Source organism: Lysobacter sp. FW306-1B-D06B (genome assembly GCF_038446665.1).
Classification (GTDB): domain Bacteria; phylum Pseudomonadota; class Gammaproteobacteria; order Xanthomonadales; family Xanthomonadaceae; genus Lysobacter_J.
Genome location: NZ_CP151802.1, coordinates 3,442,578 through 3,458,295 on the forward strand (window position 1 = coordinate 3,442,578; position 15,718 = coordinate 3,458,295).

A 15,718-nucleotide genomic window follows, 5' to 3' on the forward strand; every position below is an offset into this window, starting at 1 on the left:
CGGCCGCGATCAGCCGACCACGGTGCCGCGTACCTGCTCCATCGGCGCATTGCGCAGCGCCTGGATGCGCTCTTCCAGCGGCGGATGGGTCATCAGCAGGCGACGCAGGCCGTGGCCCACCGCGCCGCTGATGCCGAACGCCTGCACGGTCTTGGGCAGCGTGCTCTCGCCGTAGGTCATCGACAGGCGCTGCAGCGCGGCGATCATCTTCTCGCGACCGGCCAGGCGGGCACCGCCCGCGTCGGCGCGGAACTCGCGATGACGCGAGAACCACATCGCGATCATGCTCGCGAACAGGCCGAACACCATGTCCAGCACGAACACGATGACGAAGTAGCCCAGGCCCGGGCCGCCCTCGCGGTTGCCGCTGAGGTAGCTGTCGATCACGCGGCCGACCACGCGCGCCAGCACGATCACGAACGTGTTGAGCACGCCCTGGATCAGCGCCATCGTCACCATGTCGCCGTTGGCGACGTGGCTGACTTCATGGCCCAGTACGGCTTCGGCTTCGTCGCGGTTCATCGCGCGCAGCAGACCGGTGGACACCGCGACCAGCGAGTTGTTGCGGCTCGGGCCGGTGGCGAAGGCGTTGATTTCCGGCGCGTCGTAGATCGCGACCTCCGGCATCTTGATGCCCGCGGCCTCGGCCTGGCGGCGCACGGTGTCGAACAGCCACTGTTCGGACTCGTTGCGCGGCTGGTCGATCACGTGGGCGCCGGTGGAGCGCTTGGCGATCCACTTGGAGGTCATTAGCGAGATCAGCGAGCCGCCGAAGCCGAACACCGTCGCCATGATGAGCAGGCCCGCCTGCCCGCGTACCTGCACGCCGAATACGTTTTGCAGCACCGCCATGACGATGCTGAGCAGGGCCAGGACGGCCAGGTTGGTGGCCAGGAAGAGAGCGATGCGCTTGAACATGATGGGAACCTTGCGCGCACCACGCGCGCCATGCAGGAAAAATGTGGCACGCTGCCGTTGAATTCAAGTGAAATCCGCCATCCGCGCCTTTGCCTGACGAGCCCGTTGTGACGATTCCTCCTGCGCCGCCCGGCTACCGCGGCCGGTTTGCGCCCTCTCCGACCGGCGATCTGCATTTTGGTTCACTGCTCGCCGCATTCGGCAGCTGGCTGCTGGCGCGCAAGGCGGGCGGACGCTGGCTGGTGCGCGTGGAAGACCTCGATCCACCGCGTGAAGTCGCCGGCGCCGCGCGGCGACAGCTCGACGCGATGACCGCCTTCGGCCTGGTGTCCGACGAGGAGGTGGTGTGGCAGAGCGCGCGTTCGTCGCTGTACGAAGCCGCCCTCGCCCAGCTGCTGTTCGAGGACCGTGCCTTCTTCTGCCATTGCAGCCGCACCGACCTCGCCTCGGTGTCGGGCATCCACCGTGCATGTGTCGCGCGTGAGCCCCGCCTGGATCCCGCGGTGCGGCTGCGCGTGCCCGACGGCAGCATCGTCGCGTTCGACGATGCGATCCGTGGGCGTGTCGAACAGGACGTGGCGCGAGAGGTCGGCGACTTCGTGCTCAAGCGCGCCGACGGTTACTGGGCGTATCAGCTGGCGGTGGTGGTGGACGACGCCGAACAGGGCATCACCGACATCGTGCGCGGCGCCGACCTGCTCGACTCCACGCCGCGCCAGATCCTGCTGCAGCGCGCGCTCGGTCTGCCCACGCCGCGTTATGCGCACCTGCCGCTGGTGTTGGGGCCGGACGGCCGCAAGCTGTCCAAATCCGACGCCGCCCAGCCCGTCGATCCCGCGCAGCCCCTGGTCACACTGCGCGCCGCGTGGGCGCGTCTGGGACAGGCGCCCGACGCGCTCGCCGACGCGCTCGACGTGAACGACCTCCTCACGCGCGCGGTGGCGGCCTTCGAGGCCGCGCGGATCCCTTCGCAAGCGCCGGATCGACCGCACGAAATGTAATGAGTCGCGCGCACGATGGACACCGCGCGGTCACACTAGAATCGAAGCGCCCCCAGCCCGCGCGGCGGCCGGGGAACTCATGGAGATTCCCACATGCAATCACGCGTCGCCCTCGTTACCGGCGGTACCGGCGGTATCGGCAGCTCGATCGTCCAGCGCCTGGCCGGCATGGGCCACCGCGTGGCCACCAACTACCGTGACGAGGACCGGGCACGCGCCTGGCAGGCGAAGATGCGCGAACGCGGCGTGGACGTGGTGCTGGCGCGCGGCGACGTGTCCTCGCCGGACGAGGCGCAGGCGCTGGTGGAGGACATCGAACGCCAGCTCGGCCCGATCGAGGTGCTGGTCAACAACGCCGGCATTACCCGCGACTCCACCTTCCACCGCATGACGCCGGTGCAATGGAACGAGGTGATCGGCACCAACCTCAATTCCTGCTTCAACGTCACCCGCCCGGTGATCGAGGGCATGCGCGAGCGCAAATGGGGCCGCATCGTCCAGATCAGCTCGATCAACGGCCTCAAGGGCCAGTACGGCCAGGCCAACTACGCCGCAGCCAAGGCCGGCATGCACGGCTTCACCATTTCGCTGGCCCGCGAGAACGCGCGCTTCGGCATCACCGTCAACACCGTCTCGCCCGGCTACGTGGCCACCGACATGGTGATGGCCGTGCCGGAGGACGTGCGCGCCAAGATCGTCGCGGAGATTCCGACCGGCCGCCTGGGCTCGCCGGAGGAGATCGCCTACGCGGTGTCGTTCCTGGTCGCGGAGGAGGCGGCGTGGATCACCGGCTCGAACCTGGACATCAACGGCGGCCACCACATGGGTTGGTGACACGGACGCGTTTCAGGTGCCGTTATCGTTGCCGGCGCGTTGACCCCGTCCACGCGCTCCGGCGCGGATCGCCGAGGTTAACTTTCCGTCAAGCGGCAGTTGCAACCCCCGTCGCGCTGAGCCATGCTGCGAAGCATCACGATTTAGAGCCGAAGCTCCATGGCCTCGATGCGCGTCATCAAGAAGTATCCGAACCGACGGCTCTACGACACCGAGATTTCGAGCTACATCACCATCGAGGACGTTCGACAGCTCATCGTCGACGGGGAGGAATTCGAGGTGCGCGACGCCCGCAGCGGCGACGACCTCACCCGCCAGGTCCTGCTCCAGATCATCGCCGAGCACGAACAGGACGGCGAGCCGGTCCTGTCCACGCAGCTGCTGAGCCAGATCATCCGCTTCTACGGCGACTCGCTGCAGGGCTTCATGGGCAGCTACCTGGAGCGGTCGATGCAGGTCTTCCTCGACCAGCAGCAGCAGTTCCGCAACCAGATGGGCGGCATCCTCGGCCAGACCCCGTGGGCGCTGATGAACCAGCTCACCGAACGTAACCTTCAGATGTGGAACGAGTTTCAGCGCAATCTGTCCGGCAGCGTCGGCCAGAGCACCACCCCGCCGCCGGGCCCGACCAAGAAGCCGGCAGGCGGCGAGCAGAAGCGCTAGCCTCTCTGATCCGTCATCCCGGCGAAGGCCGGGACCCAGGTCATACGCGTTCCGAGCAACAGCGCCGCCTTTCGGCCAGACCCGCTCGTGAACGAAGCGAGGTCGAAGCGAAAAGCCTGCAAAGTCCATGGATAGTGCCGCCATTCGGCGGGCCAACAGACCCCGCCTTCGCGGGAATGACGGCGAGATGGATTGGCGGAGAAGGAGTGCCCCTGCGCCGCGAGCCTGGGTCCCGGCCTTCGCCGGGATGACAGGCTGAAGAACGCGATCGCTGCGATGCCGCACCCGGCCATCGCCGCACCTGCCGCATCACCGCGCGGCCGTGCTCGCGCCCGCCCCCGCCCCGCAGTACTGCGCCCTGAACTGCTCGGCCTGCGGCATCAGAGATTGCAGTACCTGGATGCGGTTGGCCGGGTCCGGATGCGTCGAGGCGAACTCCGGTGGACGTTCCCCGCCCCCCAGCTGCGACATGCGCTCCCACAGCGGGATCGCCTCATGCGGGTTGTAGCAGGCCGCCGCGGCCAGCATCAGACCGACCTTGTCCGCCTGCGTCTCATGGTTGCGGCCGTACGGCAGGATGAAGCCGTACTGCGCGCCCGCGCCGAGCGCTGCCATCACCGCCTGCTGCTGTTGCGGATCCATGCCGCCGATGGCCATGCCGGCGGCCATCTGCCCCATCTGCACCAGCTTCTGCTGGGCCATGCGCTGGCTGCCGTGACGCAGCAGCGCATGGGCGATCTCGTGTCCCATCACCACCGCCATCGCATCAGCGTTCTGGGCGATGGGCAGCAGCCCGGTGTAGACGGCCATCTTGCCGCCCGGCAGACAGAACGCGTTGGCCTGCTCGGACTGGATTACCGCCACGTCCCACTGGAACGCCTGGTGGTCGGTCGGCGTCTGCTGCTGGTTCTGCGCCGCCAGCGTGGCGGTCACCTGCGGCACGCGTTCGATCAACCGCTGCGCGATCTGACGGACCTGCTGGCTCACCTGCGCATCGGCCGGCAACAGCGCGCCCTGTGCGTTCGCATCGCCGAGCACCTGCTGGAACGCCTGCGCGCCCAGCTGCACTTCCTCGTCGGCGGTGGCGCCGTAGTGCGCCTTCTCGCCGGTGTAGGGATCCACGCGCGCATTGCCGAACCACTGCCACGCTGCGTAGCCCGCGAACAGGATCAGGATCCACCAGCGAATACCGCCAAATCCACGGCGCGGCCGGCCCTGCTGAAGAGCGTCCCCGCCCAACGGGTCAATCCTCATCTGCATCCTCCTGTTCCGTCCCTGGATAGTCTGCGGCTACGTCGCGGTCCGGTTCGATGCTCAGATTTCCCGCACCACGCGGAACCCTATCCGCGCAGTCGTGTTGTTGGCGTCATTGCCCTGCCGCCAGGCCGATCGCAGTTCTTCAGGCGAACTGGCCCAGGAGCCTCCCCGTACGACTCTTGAACGGCAACCCGGGTTCAGCCAGGCCGCGCCATCGCGGGGAGCGCGACGGTAGTTGTCGTGCCAACAGTCGGCGACCCATTCGCTGACGTTGCCGGCCAGGTCGTGGAGGCCCCAGGCGTTCGGGTTGTAGCTGCCCACGCGCGTGGGGCCCCACGTGCCGTCGCCATAGCCCGCGAATGCGTTGCGCCAGCGCCGTCCGCTGGGCGAGACATCCGCGCCGCCGGTGAAGTTGCCCGATCGGGCCGGCGGCGGGCCGTCGCCCCACGGAAAGCGGCCGCGACCGCCGGCCCGCAGGGCGTATTCGAATTCCGCCTCGCTCGGCAGCCGGTAGCGCTGCCCCGTCTGTGCGGAGAGCCACTCGGCGTATGCGATCGCATCCTTCGCGCTCACGTGGATCACCGGCATGTCGTCGCGGGCCGGCTGGCCCGTGTAGTCGGACTGCCAGTCCACGTTGCCCCGACGCACCAGGTTGCCGCTGCGCTCGTCGTAAGCGGTGGAATAGCCGCGGCGCGTGGCGCGCGCGCGATGCTTCGTCGCCTGCATGAAGCGGCGGAACTCGCCGACGGTGATCTCGGTGCGCGACATCGCCAGGCCACGATCGAAACGGATGTTGCGCGCCGGGCGTTCGGAATCCTGGCCTTCGTTTTCCTCCGACCCCATGCGGAACGCGCCGTGCGGAATCACCACCAGTTGCGGCCCGCGGCCGCCGCCCTGCATCGCATCGGTGAATACCTGCCCGGGCCGGAACAGGCCGTAATGCGTCGCCAGATCGATGCGTTCGCGCAGTTCCTTCGCCGCCGGGTCACCCGCCGGCGCGATGCGCAGCAGCACGGCGAGCTGGCGCCGGGCCTCGTCTATACCGCCCTGCCGCATCAACGCCGCCACGCCCGCGTCGCGCAACGCGTTGACGCGCACGATGCGCTGCATCGCCAGCCGGCCGCGCGCGTCTTCGACGCTCGGCGCCGGCGGGCGCACCTTGGCGGCGATGGCCAGTTCGCGTTCGGCGCCGGCGTAATCGTCGCGATCGGCGGCGATCTCGGCGCGGCGGATCAGCGCGCTTTCCACGGCGGCGATGCCCTGCATCGCGCGCATGTCGCCGGGCCGCAGTTCCAGCGCCTGGCGGAAATGTGTCAGCGCTTCGTCGCGCCCGCCGTCCACGCCGAGCCGGCCGGCGTTGAGCGCTTCTTCGCCGAGGCGGTTGGCCTCCTGCGAGTCGTCCGCCCGATCCAGCCGCGCGAGGTATTCGACGATGTCCACGTTCCCCGGCGCCACGGCACGCGCGACGGCCGCGATCTCGTGCGCACGCCGCAGCGAAAGCGGATCGCGATCCAGTCCCGCGAGCGCTTCGTCGCCGCGGACGATCAGACGCTGCAGCGACTTGTCGAACCCTCTGTTGGCGGCGGCGTCCTCCGGATCGAACCGGCGCAGCGCGAAATACAGCGGGATCGCGTCGTCCGCGCCGCCGAAAAGGCGCCCACGCGCCAGCGCCTCGGCGGCCTTCTTCTTGAGCTCGGCGGCGTTCTCGTCGGTCACCTCGACCTGCGGAATGCGCCACGGCGGCACCGGTGAAACCGCCTGGTCCGCGCTGATCGTGACGATGGGCGTGCGTGCACCGCCCGCATCGTCGGACGAAGGCGAGGACGCTTCACGCGAGCATCCTGCCGCCAATGCGGTCATCAGTGCGATTGCCGCGATGCCGGCCAACAGCGGTGCGCGCAAACGTCCTCCTCGCCTCCTGGGCGGATCACGGGGCCCGGCCTTCACGGGCTGCGGTGCCGGGAGCCTCGAAAGTAGGCTATTGTCGCCCGCCCCGGCAACCGCCGACCGACCGTCCTGCACCCCGACATGCCCGCCGCCTGGATCACCGACCCCGCCGAACTGCGGGCCCGCTTCGCCACACGGCCGTCGCGCATCGGGCTGGACACCGAATTCATCCGCGAACGCACCTACTGGCCGCAACTGGCCCTGGTGCAGATCGCGCTGGAAGCGTCGGAGTCGGAACCGGACATCCTGCTGATCGATCCGCTCGCGCCCGGAATCCTTGAAGCGCTGACGCCGATCCTCGCCGACGAGTCGATCGTCAAGGTCATGCACAGCCCCAGCGAAGACCTGGTGGCGTTCAAGCACGCCTGCGGCGTCGTGCCCAAGCCCCTGTTCGATACGCAGCTGGCGGCCGCGCTGACCGGCATCGGTGGCGGGCTGGGCTATCAGAAGCTGGTCGAGCAGCTCACCGGCACCGCGCTGCAGAAGGGAGAGACGCGATCGGACTGGCTGCGTCGCCCGCTCTCGCCGTCGCAGTTGGAATACGCCGCCGATGACGTGCGCCACCTGTTCGAAATGCACGACCAGTTGGACCACCGGCTGGGGGAACTCGACCGCCGCGAATGGCTTGCCGAAGACGCCGCCCGCACGGTGTTCAATGCCGAGAACGAAGCGCCCGAGCGCTGGCCGCATGCATCCATGCGCAGTGCGCAGTTCCTCGATCGTCCGGCGCAATTGCGTCTGCTGCGCCTGCTGCGCTGGCGCGATGCGTATGCGCGCGACAACGACCGCCCGCGCAACTGGATCCTCGACAACGAACTGGCCGTCGCCCTGGCGCGCACGCCGCCCATCGACCGCGCCGGCCTGCAACGCATGCTCGATGCGCATCCCAAGTCGCCGCGCCGCCTGGCCGACGCCGTCTGGAATGCATTGACCACACCGCTCACCGACGAAGCCGACGCCCCGGAAGCGGCGCAGACAGAAAATCGCGACAAGCAGCAACTGCGCAAGCTGCAGGACGCGGTCGCCGCACGCAGCGCGGAACTGGGCCTGCCGGACGGAGTGCTGGCTTCGCGCCGCTGGCTGGAAGTGCTGATGGACCAGGGCGAGTGGCCGGACGCTCTGGTCGGCTGGCGCCGCCGCGCGTTGGAGCCCGACCTGGCGCCGCTGCTCGCCCAGGCCCGCTGAGCGGCTACATCGCCGCCAGCTCCGCCAGTCGACGCGGCTGTTCGTTCAAGAGCAGTCGCTCGCCTTCTTCGTACACCCGCGAGGCGGGGCCGACGATCGCCGGATCGGGCTCGCCGATCGCAGCCAGATCCTTCGCCGTGTAGTCGAACGTGCGCAGCACGAGCCGCATGGCATTGACGCGTGCGCGCTTCTTGTCATCGGACCGGATCACCGTCCACGGCGCATCGGGCGTGTCGGTGGAGACGAACATCGCCTCCTTCGCCCGCGTGTACTCGGACCATTTGTCGAGCGAGGCGAGGTCCACCGGCGACAGTTTCCACTGCTTGAGCGGATCCTTGCGACGCTGGGCGAAGCGGCGGTGCTGCTCCTCGCGGCTCACCGAGAACCAGAACTTGAACAAGCGCACGCCACTGCGCACCAGCATGCGCTCGAAGTTCGGGCACTGGTGGATGAATTCCAGGTACTCGTCGGTGGAACAGAACCCCATCACCCGCTCCACGCCGGCGCGGTTGTACCAGGAGCGGTCGAACAGGACGATCTCGCCCGCGGCGGGCAGGTGCTCGACGTAACGCTGGAAATACCACTGCGAGCGCTCGGTATCGCTGGGCTTTTCCAGCGCGACCACGCGGGCGCCACGCGGATTCAGGTGCTCCATGAAGCGCTTGATGGCCCCGCCCTTGCCGGCGGCGTCCCGGCCTTCGAACAGGATCACCACGCGTTGCCCCGTCTCCTTCACCCAGACCTGCCACTTCAGCAGCTCGATCTGCAGACGCCGCTTCTCGCGCTCGTAGCGACGACGCGACATGCGAGCGCCGGAGGGGATGGGGAGCATGTCCGCCGACGGTGCCTCCGAGTCGGGGGACGACGGGCCCATCCCGTCCTGCGTCAGTTCCTCGGCCGAATCCGCCATGCCCGGTCTCCTTGAAAGAAAGACCGCGATGTCATCCCCGCCCCGCCCCGCCCGCTTGACCGCGATCAATCCGCGCCTGAGCCGGAATCGCGCCTCCGCCCGGCCGGACACCCAGGACTAGCGCGCCATCCCATCGCCCGCTAAACTTTGCCCCTCGTGGGGCGGTAGCTCAGCTGGGAGAGCGTCGCGTTCGCAATGCGAAGGTCGGGAGTTCGATCCTCCTCCGCTCCACCAAGTTGACGTCCAAGGACGTTCAAAGAAGGCCGGTTAGCCTAGTTATTTCGAGGCTTCCGGCCTTTTTCGTGTCCGATGGAATCCGGAAAAATCCATCCGTATCCGTGGACTGGTGGGGGCATCTTTGGGGGCAACTGGGGTCATCCCCTAACCAGTTGCCCCCAGCGGGGCAGGAAAGCCCACAAATGCTCACCGACAAGACCATCCGCAATATCAAGCCCACCAATAGGACCCAGCGCCTCTTCGATGGAGGCGGCCTGTATCTGGAAATCTCTCCCGCCGGCGGCAAGTGGTGGCGCTGGAAGTATCGCTTCGGCGGCAAGGAGAAGCGCCTCTCCTTCGGCACCTATCCTGACACCGGTCTGGCCGATGCCCGCGAGCGCCGCGAGGCTGCGCGCAAGCTGCTGTCCGCCGGCATCGACTTCGGCGAGCACCGCAAAGCAGCCAAGGCTGCAGGTGCAACTGCCGCCGCGACCTCCTTCGAGGTAGTTGCGCGTGAGTGGTTCGCCAAGCAAAAGGCCAAGTGGGCAGACACCCACGCCGACAAGGTCATCCGCCGATTAGAGCGCGACATCTTCCCTTGGATGGGTAAGCGGCCGATTGCCGAAATCACGGCCACGGAACTATTGAAGCATCTGGAGCGCATCGAACAGCGTGGCGCCGTTGAGACAGCGCACCGCGCGCTGCAGACCTGCGGGCAGGTGTTCCGGTATGCCGTCCGCACGGAGCGCGCAGGCGGCGACCCGACGGGGGCACTCAAAGGCGCACTGACCCCGTGGCGCCCCATGCCGTTCGCCGCTGCCACTACCCCCGGTGAAGCCACCATCGTGATTCGCAAAATCGGCAGTAGTACCAGCCGGCCCATCGTGCGCAGTGCGCTGCGCCTGTCCCCTCTCATCTTTACCCGCCCCGGCGAACTTGCCCGGATGAAATGGGCGGAGCTGGATTTGGATGCGGGTCAGTGGCGCTATTTCGTCACCAAGACAAATCGCTGGCACATCGCGACCCTTTCGAAGCAGGCGGTGCATATCCTGCGCGATCTGCAGCCCCTTACAGGATGCAGCGAATATGTATTTCAAGGTGGGCGCGACCCGCGCAAGCACATGTCGGGCAACGCCATCCTGGTGGCGGCGCGACGTTGCGGTATCGAGAAGGACGAAAGCACCATCCACGGGTTCAGGCACATGGCTAGCACCCTGCTGAACGAGATGGGCCGCTGGAATCCCGACGCGATCGAGGCCGCCCTCACTCACAAGCTGCCCGGCGTGCGCGGCGTCTACAACCAAGCCCAATATCTGCACGAGCGCCGGAAGATGACACAGGCGTGGGCGGACTACATCGACCAGTTGCGCGAGGGCGAGCAGGCGCCCGGCCTAGAGCAGGCGGGTTGACCCGCATGCCGACCGAGCCGGATCAAGACTCGGAAAAAGGGGCAAGCCCCATTGTCCGAGGAGTATTTACTACGTGTCGCCTTAGCCCAAGGCCACCATTGCAAGCCTGCAATGGCGCAACCGGCCTGATGCCGGAAAGGTGACGCACATGATGTACCAAACCCTCCCCACCGCCTGCGGCTTCCTCCGCCTGCCGCAGGTGCTTTCCCTGTACCCCGTATCGAAGTCGACCTGGTGGAAGGGCGTAGCCGAAGGTCGCTACCCGAAGCCCGTGAAGCTCGGCGAACGCGCCACCGCCTGGCGGACCGAGGACATCTTTGACCTGATCGAAGCCACCACTACGAAAGACGCGGCGTGAACAGGGCACGGTGCAGCGGTCTTCCAACTGAAGGGCTGACAGGTGCGCAAACGGGCCGTGGGCTTGCGCCCACGGATCCAGGCGCTGCCGTCGGTGGCGCAGGCCCCGGACAAACGTTGGGCCACGGACCTATGGCGCTCGTCGGCGGCCGCGACGGCTGGGCCTTGATGATCGATTGCTACGCCCAGCAGTTGCTGGCTGGTCCCTGTCGCGCAGCGGCAAGGCCAGCACCACTGGCGGCCGCCTGGTCTTCACCAGCCGCAACTACACCCGGCTGGTGGGCAGCTACGGCCTGACGCAGAAATTCATCACTCCGCACTGCCCACATCAGAACGGATTGGTCGACCGTGTCATCCGCACTTCGAAACCCAGCGGCACGCAATGCGAGCCATCGGTGACTGGTACAACCACCGGCGCCCCGCATCAGGCGCTGAGGACGAAAACACCCGCTGAGGCGTATGCGTTAGTGGCTTGACCTGTGCAGGAAGTGCTGGGTCTTTACACAGCCAACGCCCTAGCCGGGTTGGCGCTGCAAAACCCGAGATGGTCATCCGACAATGGCGCGGCGTGTGCCAGTTGGGATAGATGCTGTTCTTCAGAAATCGGAGCCTACGAAACAGGCTTTACAGCAGAAAAACCAATACGCACGGGAAGAATTACCTGCAGGTAAACGTTGATTTCCGACGCGCGCGGAAAACAGAACCCCCGGGTAACAAATTACTGCCTACTGTACGTGACAGTTCCGATACGTACGTCGGAACTCCCTACTCGGGGTCGCTTACAACAAGCAGGACTGTCACATGACCAATCTCGTTCCCCGTCCCTACCGCCCGCTGGTCTCGGCTTGCGCTCAACGCGGCATCTCCCGCACCGTTGCGTTCGATCTGTCCCGCAAGGGCATGCTGGAAACGGCAACCATCGGGCGTCGTCGCTACGTCTTCCTCGACTCCCTCGACACGCTGCCGCAGCGCCTCGCTTCCCAGTCCGCGAAGGTGGCGTGATGGATGTCTTCAACTTCGCCAATGCCACATTCACCAAGTCTGATGATGGCCAGTGGATGCTGGATCGTGACTGGACAATGCACCCGGCCACGCAGATCGAAACTGAAGTGCTGTTCGCGCACTGCATGCAACTCGACCAGCTCTTGGCGCCTGTATTGCGCCACTTCATGGCGGGCAACATTCAGACTGCTGAAGGGCTGGACAACGCCAAGTTCGAGGAAGTAGTGCACTGGCTCGCGGCTGTCCGCGGCATCATGGGGCCGCCGCGCCCCTTGGGCACCGAGGAGATGCACACGGCTTCGCTCGATGCCGCCTAATGACCGCCGCAGCCGCCGACGAAGCGAGTCTTATTGCCCCCATCTGCGATGCACTCCGCAGTCAGTTGCACGTGCTGGCCACCCACCCCGACGACTACGCCGCCGAGGTCACCGTGAATGGCGCGCGCCGCGCGATGTTGTGCCTGCGCGAAGCCATGATCAAGGAGGCGCACGGTGCTGGCGCGGACAAGGAAAACCCGCCGTTTGTGGCAGCGGGCGAAAGCGCACAGATGGGAGCCGTGAAGGTGAATTCTGGCTCCTTTGGCCGGCTGCAATAGGGGCATTTTTCCTGCCATGAGCAACGAAATCTTGAGCCAGTGCTGGAAGCTGAGAATTCCGCAGACAGCGAAGTTCGTCCTGATTTCGCTTGCGGATCAGGCCGACAACGACGGCATCTGCTGGCCCTCTGTCGCCTTCATTTGCGAGCGAACGTCGCTGTGTGATCGCGCTGTTCAAAAGTCGCTCAAATGGCTTCGCGAGCACAGCGCGATCCGCATCGAAGCAAACGCTGCAGCCAAGGGGAAAAACCTCTACACGGTCACGCCGGACAATTTCACCCCTGAACCTGTTTCACCCCCGCATAAGGTTCATCCCGAACCTGATTCGCCTTCCCCCGAACGTGGTTCGCCTCCTCCCCCGAACGTGGTTCGCGAACCCCCGAACGACGTTCGGACGAACCATAAAAAACCATCAACTAACCATCAGGGACCCAAAGGCAATAGCGCACGCGCGAAGGTGGAGCTTGATGTTGCTGACCTCGTTGCCGAAGGCGTTGACGAGCAGGTGTCGATTGACTGGCTCGTCGTGCGCAAGAAGAAGAAATTGCCCCTCACAAAAACTGCATGGCTGGACGTGAAGGCAGAAGCGGTGAAGGCAGGGATTACCGCAGGCGAGGCAGTGCGAATTGCGACAAAGAAGGGCTGGGCAGGGTTCGAGGCGACTTGGAATTGGAAAGGCGCCAACACCCCTCCCGGAAGGATCACCACACAGGCCGCACACACCGGATTCGACCAAATCGACTACCAGAAGGATGCAGACGAATGGAATGCCACCAACTGAACACCATCACCCTGACGCGTACTGATACCTGCGAAATGCACGACTGCCACTTCGAAGTAACGTTCGTGCGCCATATCGATTTCTTTGACGAGGGCCAACACCTCGACGGCCCGCGCTCCGGCGGGTGCGTCGAGTGCGCCAAGGAGAAGTCCGCGAAGCTGGAAGCCGAACGCAAAGCTCGCGAGAAGCGTGAAGCTGCCAATTCTCAGCGTGAGCTCCAGTATCGCATCGATGCCTCTGGCATCCCCTCGCGCTTCCTCGAATGCAGTCTGGACAACTACGTCGCAGACCACCCCGGCCAGAAGCACGCGCTGGACGTCGCCAGCGACTACGTGGCCAACTTCGGTGAACACGTCCACTCGGGCTGCAATTTGCTCTTTACGGGAAAGCCCGGCTGCGGAAAGACTCATCTCGCCGCAGCCATCGGCATGGCCGTGATTGAGATGAAGGGCAATGTCCGCTACACCACGGTGGCCGACATGGTTCGTCGCTTCACGGACACATGGAAGCGCCACGGCGAAAGCGAGAGCGCAGCAATGAACGACCTCACGGGCGCCGACCTGCTCATTCTCGACGAGGCCGGGGTGCAGTCCGGAAGCAAAGTCGAGTTGGATTACATCACCCAAGTAATCGACGGTCGCTACCGCCAGCAGCTCCCCACGCTGGTCATCTCGAACCTGTCGATCAAGGACATCACCCCCCTCCTCGGAGACCGCTCTGTGGATCGACTCCGGGACAGCGGCAGCCAGTTGGTCGCATTTGGCTGGGAGAGCTATCGCGGTAAGAAGGGGGTGCGCAATGCAGCCTAATGATGAGGCCGCCGGCGTGATGGAGTCGCTGGACTGGTTGGAGTCCATCGCTGCGAGCAGTCCCGTCTCGACCGGCAAGCAAGATCAGGTTGGGCTGGTTCGCACCATTGGCGCGCGCATGCGTCACGCACGCGAGTTGTGCAACTTGTCCCAGTCGGCGGCCGCCAAGCGGCTCGGTTACGCGAATCCAAGCAAGCTGTCCAAGGTCGAAGCAGCCGCGGACACGAACTCGGTGCCGCTGTGGCTGATTCGCAGGGCCGCCGAGGAGTACGAGGTGAGCGTGGACTTTCTGTTCGGCTTCTCCGACGACTGGGAAACCGGCGCTCGTATGACGCAGGAGCGGGAAGTTTCGGCATGGCTGAAGGAGCAGTGGAAAGTAGCGCGGGAGCGTGATCTGTCCGTGTTGCGGATGTTGAACGACCGCCTGTTTGAAATGCGTTCCGGCGTGGCCGCAATCCATGCCGGAATTCGGGAAGCGAACATGGCGTTGGAGAAATTCGCCGACTTGAACCCTGAGTTTGCCGAGGACATGCGTGGCAGCAACAGGCTGGTGAACGCGATGACGCAAGCCTTGGCGGCCACGGAGCGGACCAAGGCAAAGCTGCGAATGGATGTCCCGATGGAGATTGCATAGTGGCCAAGTTCAAATCCCCCCTCGGCAGCATTCGCGGTAGCTCCACCGAGGCGAAGCACCGGTTCGAGACGGACCGGCGCGAGCGCGAGGCCGCCGGCAAGGCCCCTCGTAGCATCATCCTCAGCCCGAACGATGTCCGTGGCCAGTACGACGCCGGTCGCGTGCTGACGACGACACTGGGCGGCGAGCGGCGACCGCTGACTCACGAAGACCTCGCCACCTTCCGCCGGAACATGCAGACTGTCGGCAAGCTCACCGCCCCGGGCGTCACCGCCAGGCAGGTGATCGACATCGCCAGCTCTGGGCCGCTGATGACCAAGCTAGGCGATATCGGCGACCTCGGCCGCGCGCGCGAGCAGATCAAGATGGCCGCACCGGTCGCGGCAACCGTGTCGATCCAGTCGCGTCGCAGCCTGGACGTGAGGTTCTTGACCGATGCCAGCCCCGATTCCAAGGTTGCCCGCCACACCGTCATCATCCGGCTCCTCGGCTACGGCGAGCAGCTCCGCATCTTGGCCGCCGCCCCGCTTGACCCGGACAAGGCCGAGGCGGAAAAGGCCAGAACTCCGAAGCAGGCGGCGGACGCGCTGCGTAAAGGCTACTTGGCCTTCGACTGCGACTGTGAGCGTCACCGCTACTTTTTCCGCTACGTCGCCACCATCGGCGGCTTCAATGCCGGCCGTGACGAAACCGGCTACCCCAAGGTACGGAACCCGACCCTTCGCGGCATCGCCTGCAAACACGTCCTGCGCGTAATGGCGGAGCTGCAGTCGTCGGCGGGCATCCTCAGCTTCCTCGAAAAGGCCATGAGCAAAGCGCAGGCCAGCATAGAGAAGCGCGTCAGTCACGCGGCGACACAAGCGGAGGCAGATGCTGTGGCGGCCAAGCAGGCTGCAAAGCCTCGCGAAATCCTGACCACCGAACAGCGCAAGGCCATCTCCCGCGCGGCTCGGGCCCGTCGTTCAATCATCGCGGCCGCGCAGGTCGCTGCTGCTGAGAGCCCGGCCAGAAGGGTCGCTCCGGCGACCCGGCGACTCACCAGCGGGCAAAAGGATGCGGTGGCGCTCCTCGCTAAGCAGTTCGGCTTCAGTTCCGAGGAGGTGGTGCGGCGTCTGTTGGGGCAAAGCTAGGCGTGCGTATCCGGAAAACCCGGCGGGAACCCCGCATTGAGAGGCGGAAACTAGTTGCATCACACCAAGG

The 15,718-nt window shown here is 65.8% G+C and carries 17 protein-coding genes and 1 tRNA gene; 14 read left to right on the forward strand and 4 right to left on the reverse strand.

Annotated features, from left to right (window positions below; translation table 11 throughout):
- Window positions 1-9: 9 nt before the first annotated feature.
- Complete coding sequence (htpX, locus tag AAFF32_RS15965) at window positions 10-918, reverse strand: protease HtpX (protein WP_216962232.1); 909 nt, start codon at window positions 916-918, stop codon at window positions 10-12.
- Window positions 919-1,025: 107 nt separating this feature from the next.
- Between htpX and gluQRS the strand changes: the two genes are divergently transcribed.
- The 3 genes from gluQRS (at window position 1,026) to phaR (ending at window position 3,416) form a co-directional block, all read left to right on the forward strand.
- Window positions 1,026-1,919 carry a tRNA glutamyl-Q(34) synthetase GluQRS gene (gluQRS, locus tag AAFF32_RS15970; RefSeq protein ID WP_342315727.1) on the forward strand — a complete coding sequence of 298 codons (894 nt, stop codon included), beginning with the start codon at window positions 1,026-1,028 and terminating at the stop codon, window positions 1,917-1,919.
- A gap of 93 nt (window positions 1,920-2,012) precedes the next feature.
- Window positions 2,013-2,753, forward strand: coding sequence for an acetoacetyl-CoA reductase (gene phbB / locus AAFF32_RS15975; protein WP_216962235.1), 741 nt, complete (start codon window positions 2,013-2,015; stop codon window positions 2,751-2,753).
- A 159-nt stretch (window positions 2,754-2,912) separates the two neighbouring features.
- Window positions 2,913-3,416: a polyhydroxyalkanoate synthesis repressor PhaR gene (gene phaR / locus AAFF32_RS15980; protein ID WP_216962238.1), complete on the forward strand. Its 504-nt coding sequence runs from the start codon at window positions 2,913-2,915 to the stop codon at window positions 3,414-3,416.
- A gap of 309 nt (window positions 3,417-3,725) precedes the next feature.
- Here the strand turns inward: phaR and AAFF32_RS15985 are convergent, their stop codons facing one another.
- Both AAFF32_RS15985 and AAFF32_RS15990 read right to left on the reverse strand, forming a co-directional pair.
- The gene (locus AAFF32_RS15985) at window positions 3,726-4,670 is read right to left on the reverse strand and encodes a M48 family metallopeptidase (protein ID WP_342315728.1); all 945 of its coding nucleotides are present in this window, start codon (window positions 4,668-4,670) and stop codon (window positions 3,726-3,728) included.
- Between the two features lie 60 nt (window positions 4,671-4,730).
- Window positions 4,731-6,533 (reverse strand): SUMF1/EgtB/PvdO family nonheme iron enzyme, encoded by a 1,803-nt coding sequence (locus AAFF32_RS15990; protein WP_342317291.1) that lies wholly within the window; start codon window positions 6,531-6,533, stop codon window positions 4,731-4,733.
- A 168-nt stretch (window positions 6,534-6,701) separates the two neighbouring features.
- Between AAFF32_RS15990 and rnd the strand changes: the two genes are divergently transcribed.
- Window positions 6,702-7,805, forward strand: coding sequence for a ribonuclease D (gene rnd, locus AAFF32_RS15995; protein WP_342315729.1), 1,104 nt, complete (start codon window positions 6,702-6,704; stop codon window positions 7,803-7,805).
- Between the two features lie 4 nt (window positions 7,806-7,809).
- Here the strand turns inward: rnd and ppk2 are convergent, their stop codons facing one another.
- Entirely contained in the window at window positions 7,810-8,715 is a 906-nt protein-coding gene (gene ppk2, locus AAFF32_RS16000; RefSeq protein ID WP_216962246.1) for a polyphosphate kinase 2, read from the reverse strand.
- 158 nt (window positions 8,716-8,873) lie between these two features.
- On the opposite strand from ppk2, the gene AAFF32_RS16005 reads away from it, so the two are divergent.
- The 10 genes from AAFF32_RS16005 (at window position 8,874) to AAFF32_RS16050 (ending at window position 15,648) form a co-directional block, all read left to right on the forward strand.
- Window positions 8,874-8,949 (forward strand) — tRNA-Ala (locus AAFF32_RS16005).
- 185 nt (window positions 8,950-9,134) lie between these two features.
- Entirely contained in the window at window positions 9,135-10,340 is a 1,206-nt protein-coding gene (locus tag AAFF32_RS16010; RefSeq protein ID WP_342315730.1) for an integrase arm-type DNA-binding domain-containing protein, read from the forward strand.
- A gap of 151 nt (window positions 10,341-10,491) precedes the next feature.
- Window positions 10,492-10,698, forward strand: coding sequence for an AlpA family phage regulatory protein (locus AAFF32_RS16015; protein ID WP_342315731.1), 207 nt, complete (start codon window positions 10,492-10,494; stop codon window positions 10,696-10,698).
- 800 nt (window positions 10,699-11,498) lie between these two features.
- On the forward strand, window positions 11,499-11,699 hold the full coding sequence (locus AAFF32_RS16020) for a hypothetical protein (RefSeq protein WP_342315732.1): 201 nt from the start codon (window positions 11,499-11,501) through the stop codon (window positions 11,697-11,699).
- A complete protein-coding gene (locus AAFF32_RS16025) occupies window positions 11,699-12,016 on the forward strand; it encodes a hypothetical protein (RefSeq protein ID WP_342315733.1) in 318 nt (105 codons plus the stop codon). The genes AAFF32_RS16020 and AAFF32_RS16025 overlap by 1 nt, the downstream gene beginning before the upstream one ends.
- Window positions 12,016-12,294 (forward strand): hypothetical protein, encoded by a 279-nt coding sequence (locus AAFF32_RS16030; RefSeq protein ID WP_342315734.1) that lies wholly within the window; start codon window positions 12,016-12,018, stop codon window positions 12,292-12,294. Before AAFF32_RS16025 ends, AAFF32_RS16030 begins: the two co-directional genes overlap by 1 nt.
- A 16-nt stretch (window positions 12,295-12,310) precedes the next feature.
- Entirely contained in the window at window positions 12,311-13,075 is a 765-nt protein-coding gene (locus AAFF32_RS16035) for a helix-turn-helix domain-containing protein (RefSeq protein WP_342315735.1), read from the forward strand.
- The gene (locus tag AAFF32_RS16040; protein ID WP_342315736.1) at window positions 13,057-13,884 is read left to right on the forward strand and encodes an ATP-binding protein; all 828 of its coding nucleotides are present in this window, start codon (window positions 13,057-13,059) and stop codon (window positions 13,882-13,884) included. The genes AAFF32_RS16035 and AAFF32_RS16040 overlap by 19 nt, the downstream gene beginning before the upstream one ends.
- Window positions 13,874-14,518 carry a helix-turn-helix transcriptional regulator gene (locus tag AAFF32_RS16045; RefSeq protein ID WP_342315737.1) on the forward strand — a complete coding sequence of 215 codons (645 nt, stop codon included), beginning with the start codon at window positions 13,874-13,876 and terminating at the stop codon, window positions 14,516-14,518. The genes AAFF32_RS16040 and AAFF32_RS16045 overlap by 11 nt, the downstream gene beginning before the upstream one ends.
- Window positions 14,518-15,648 (forward strand): hypothetical protein, encoded by a 1,131-nt coding sequence (locus AAFF32_RS16050; protein ID WP_342315738.1) that lies wholly within the window; start codon window positions 14,518-14,520, stop codon window positions 15,646-15,648. Before AAFF32_RS16045 ends, AAFF32_RS16050 begins: the two co-directional genes overlap by 1 nt.
- The last annotated feature ends 70 nt before the right edge of the window (window positions 15,649-15,718 follow it).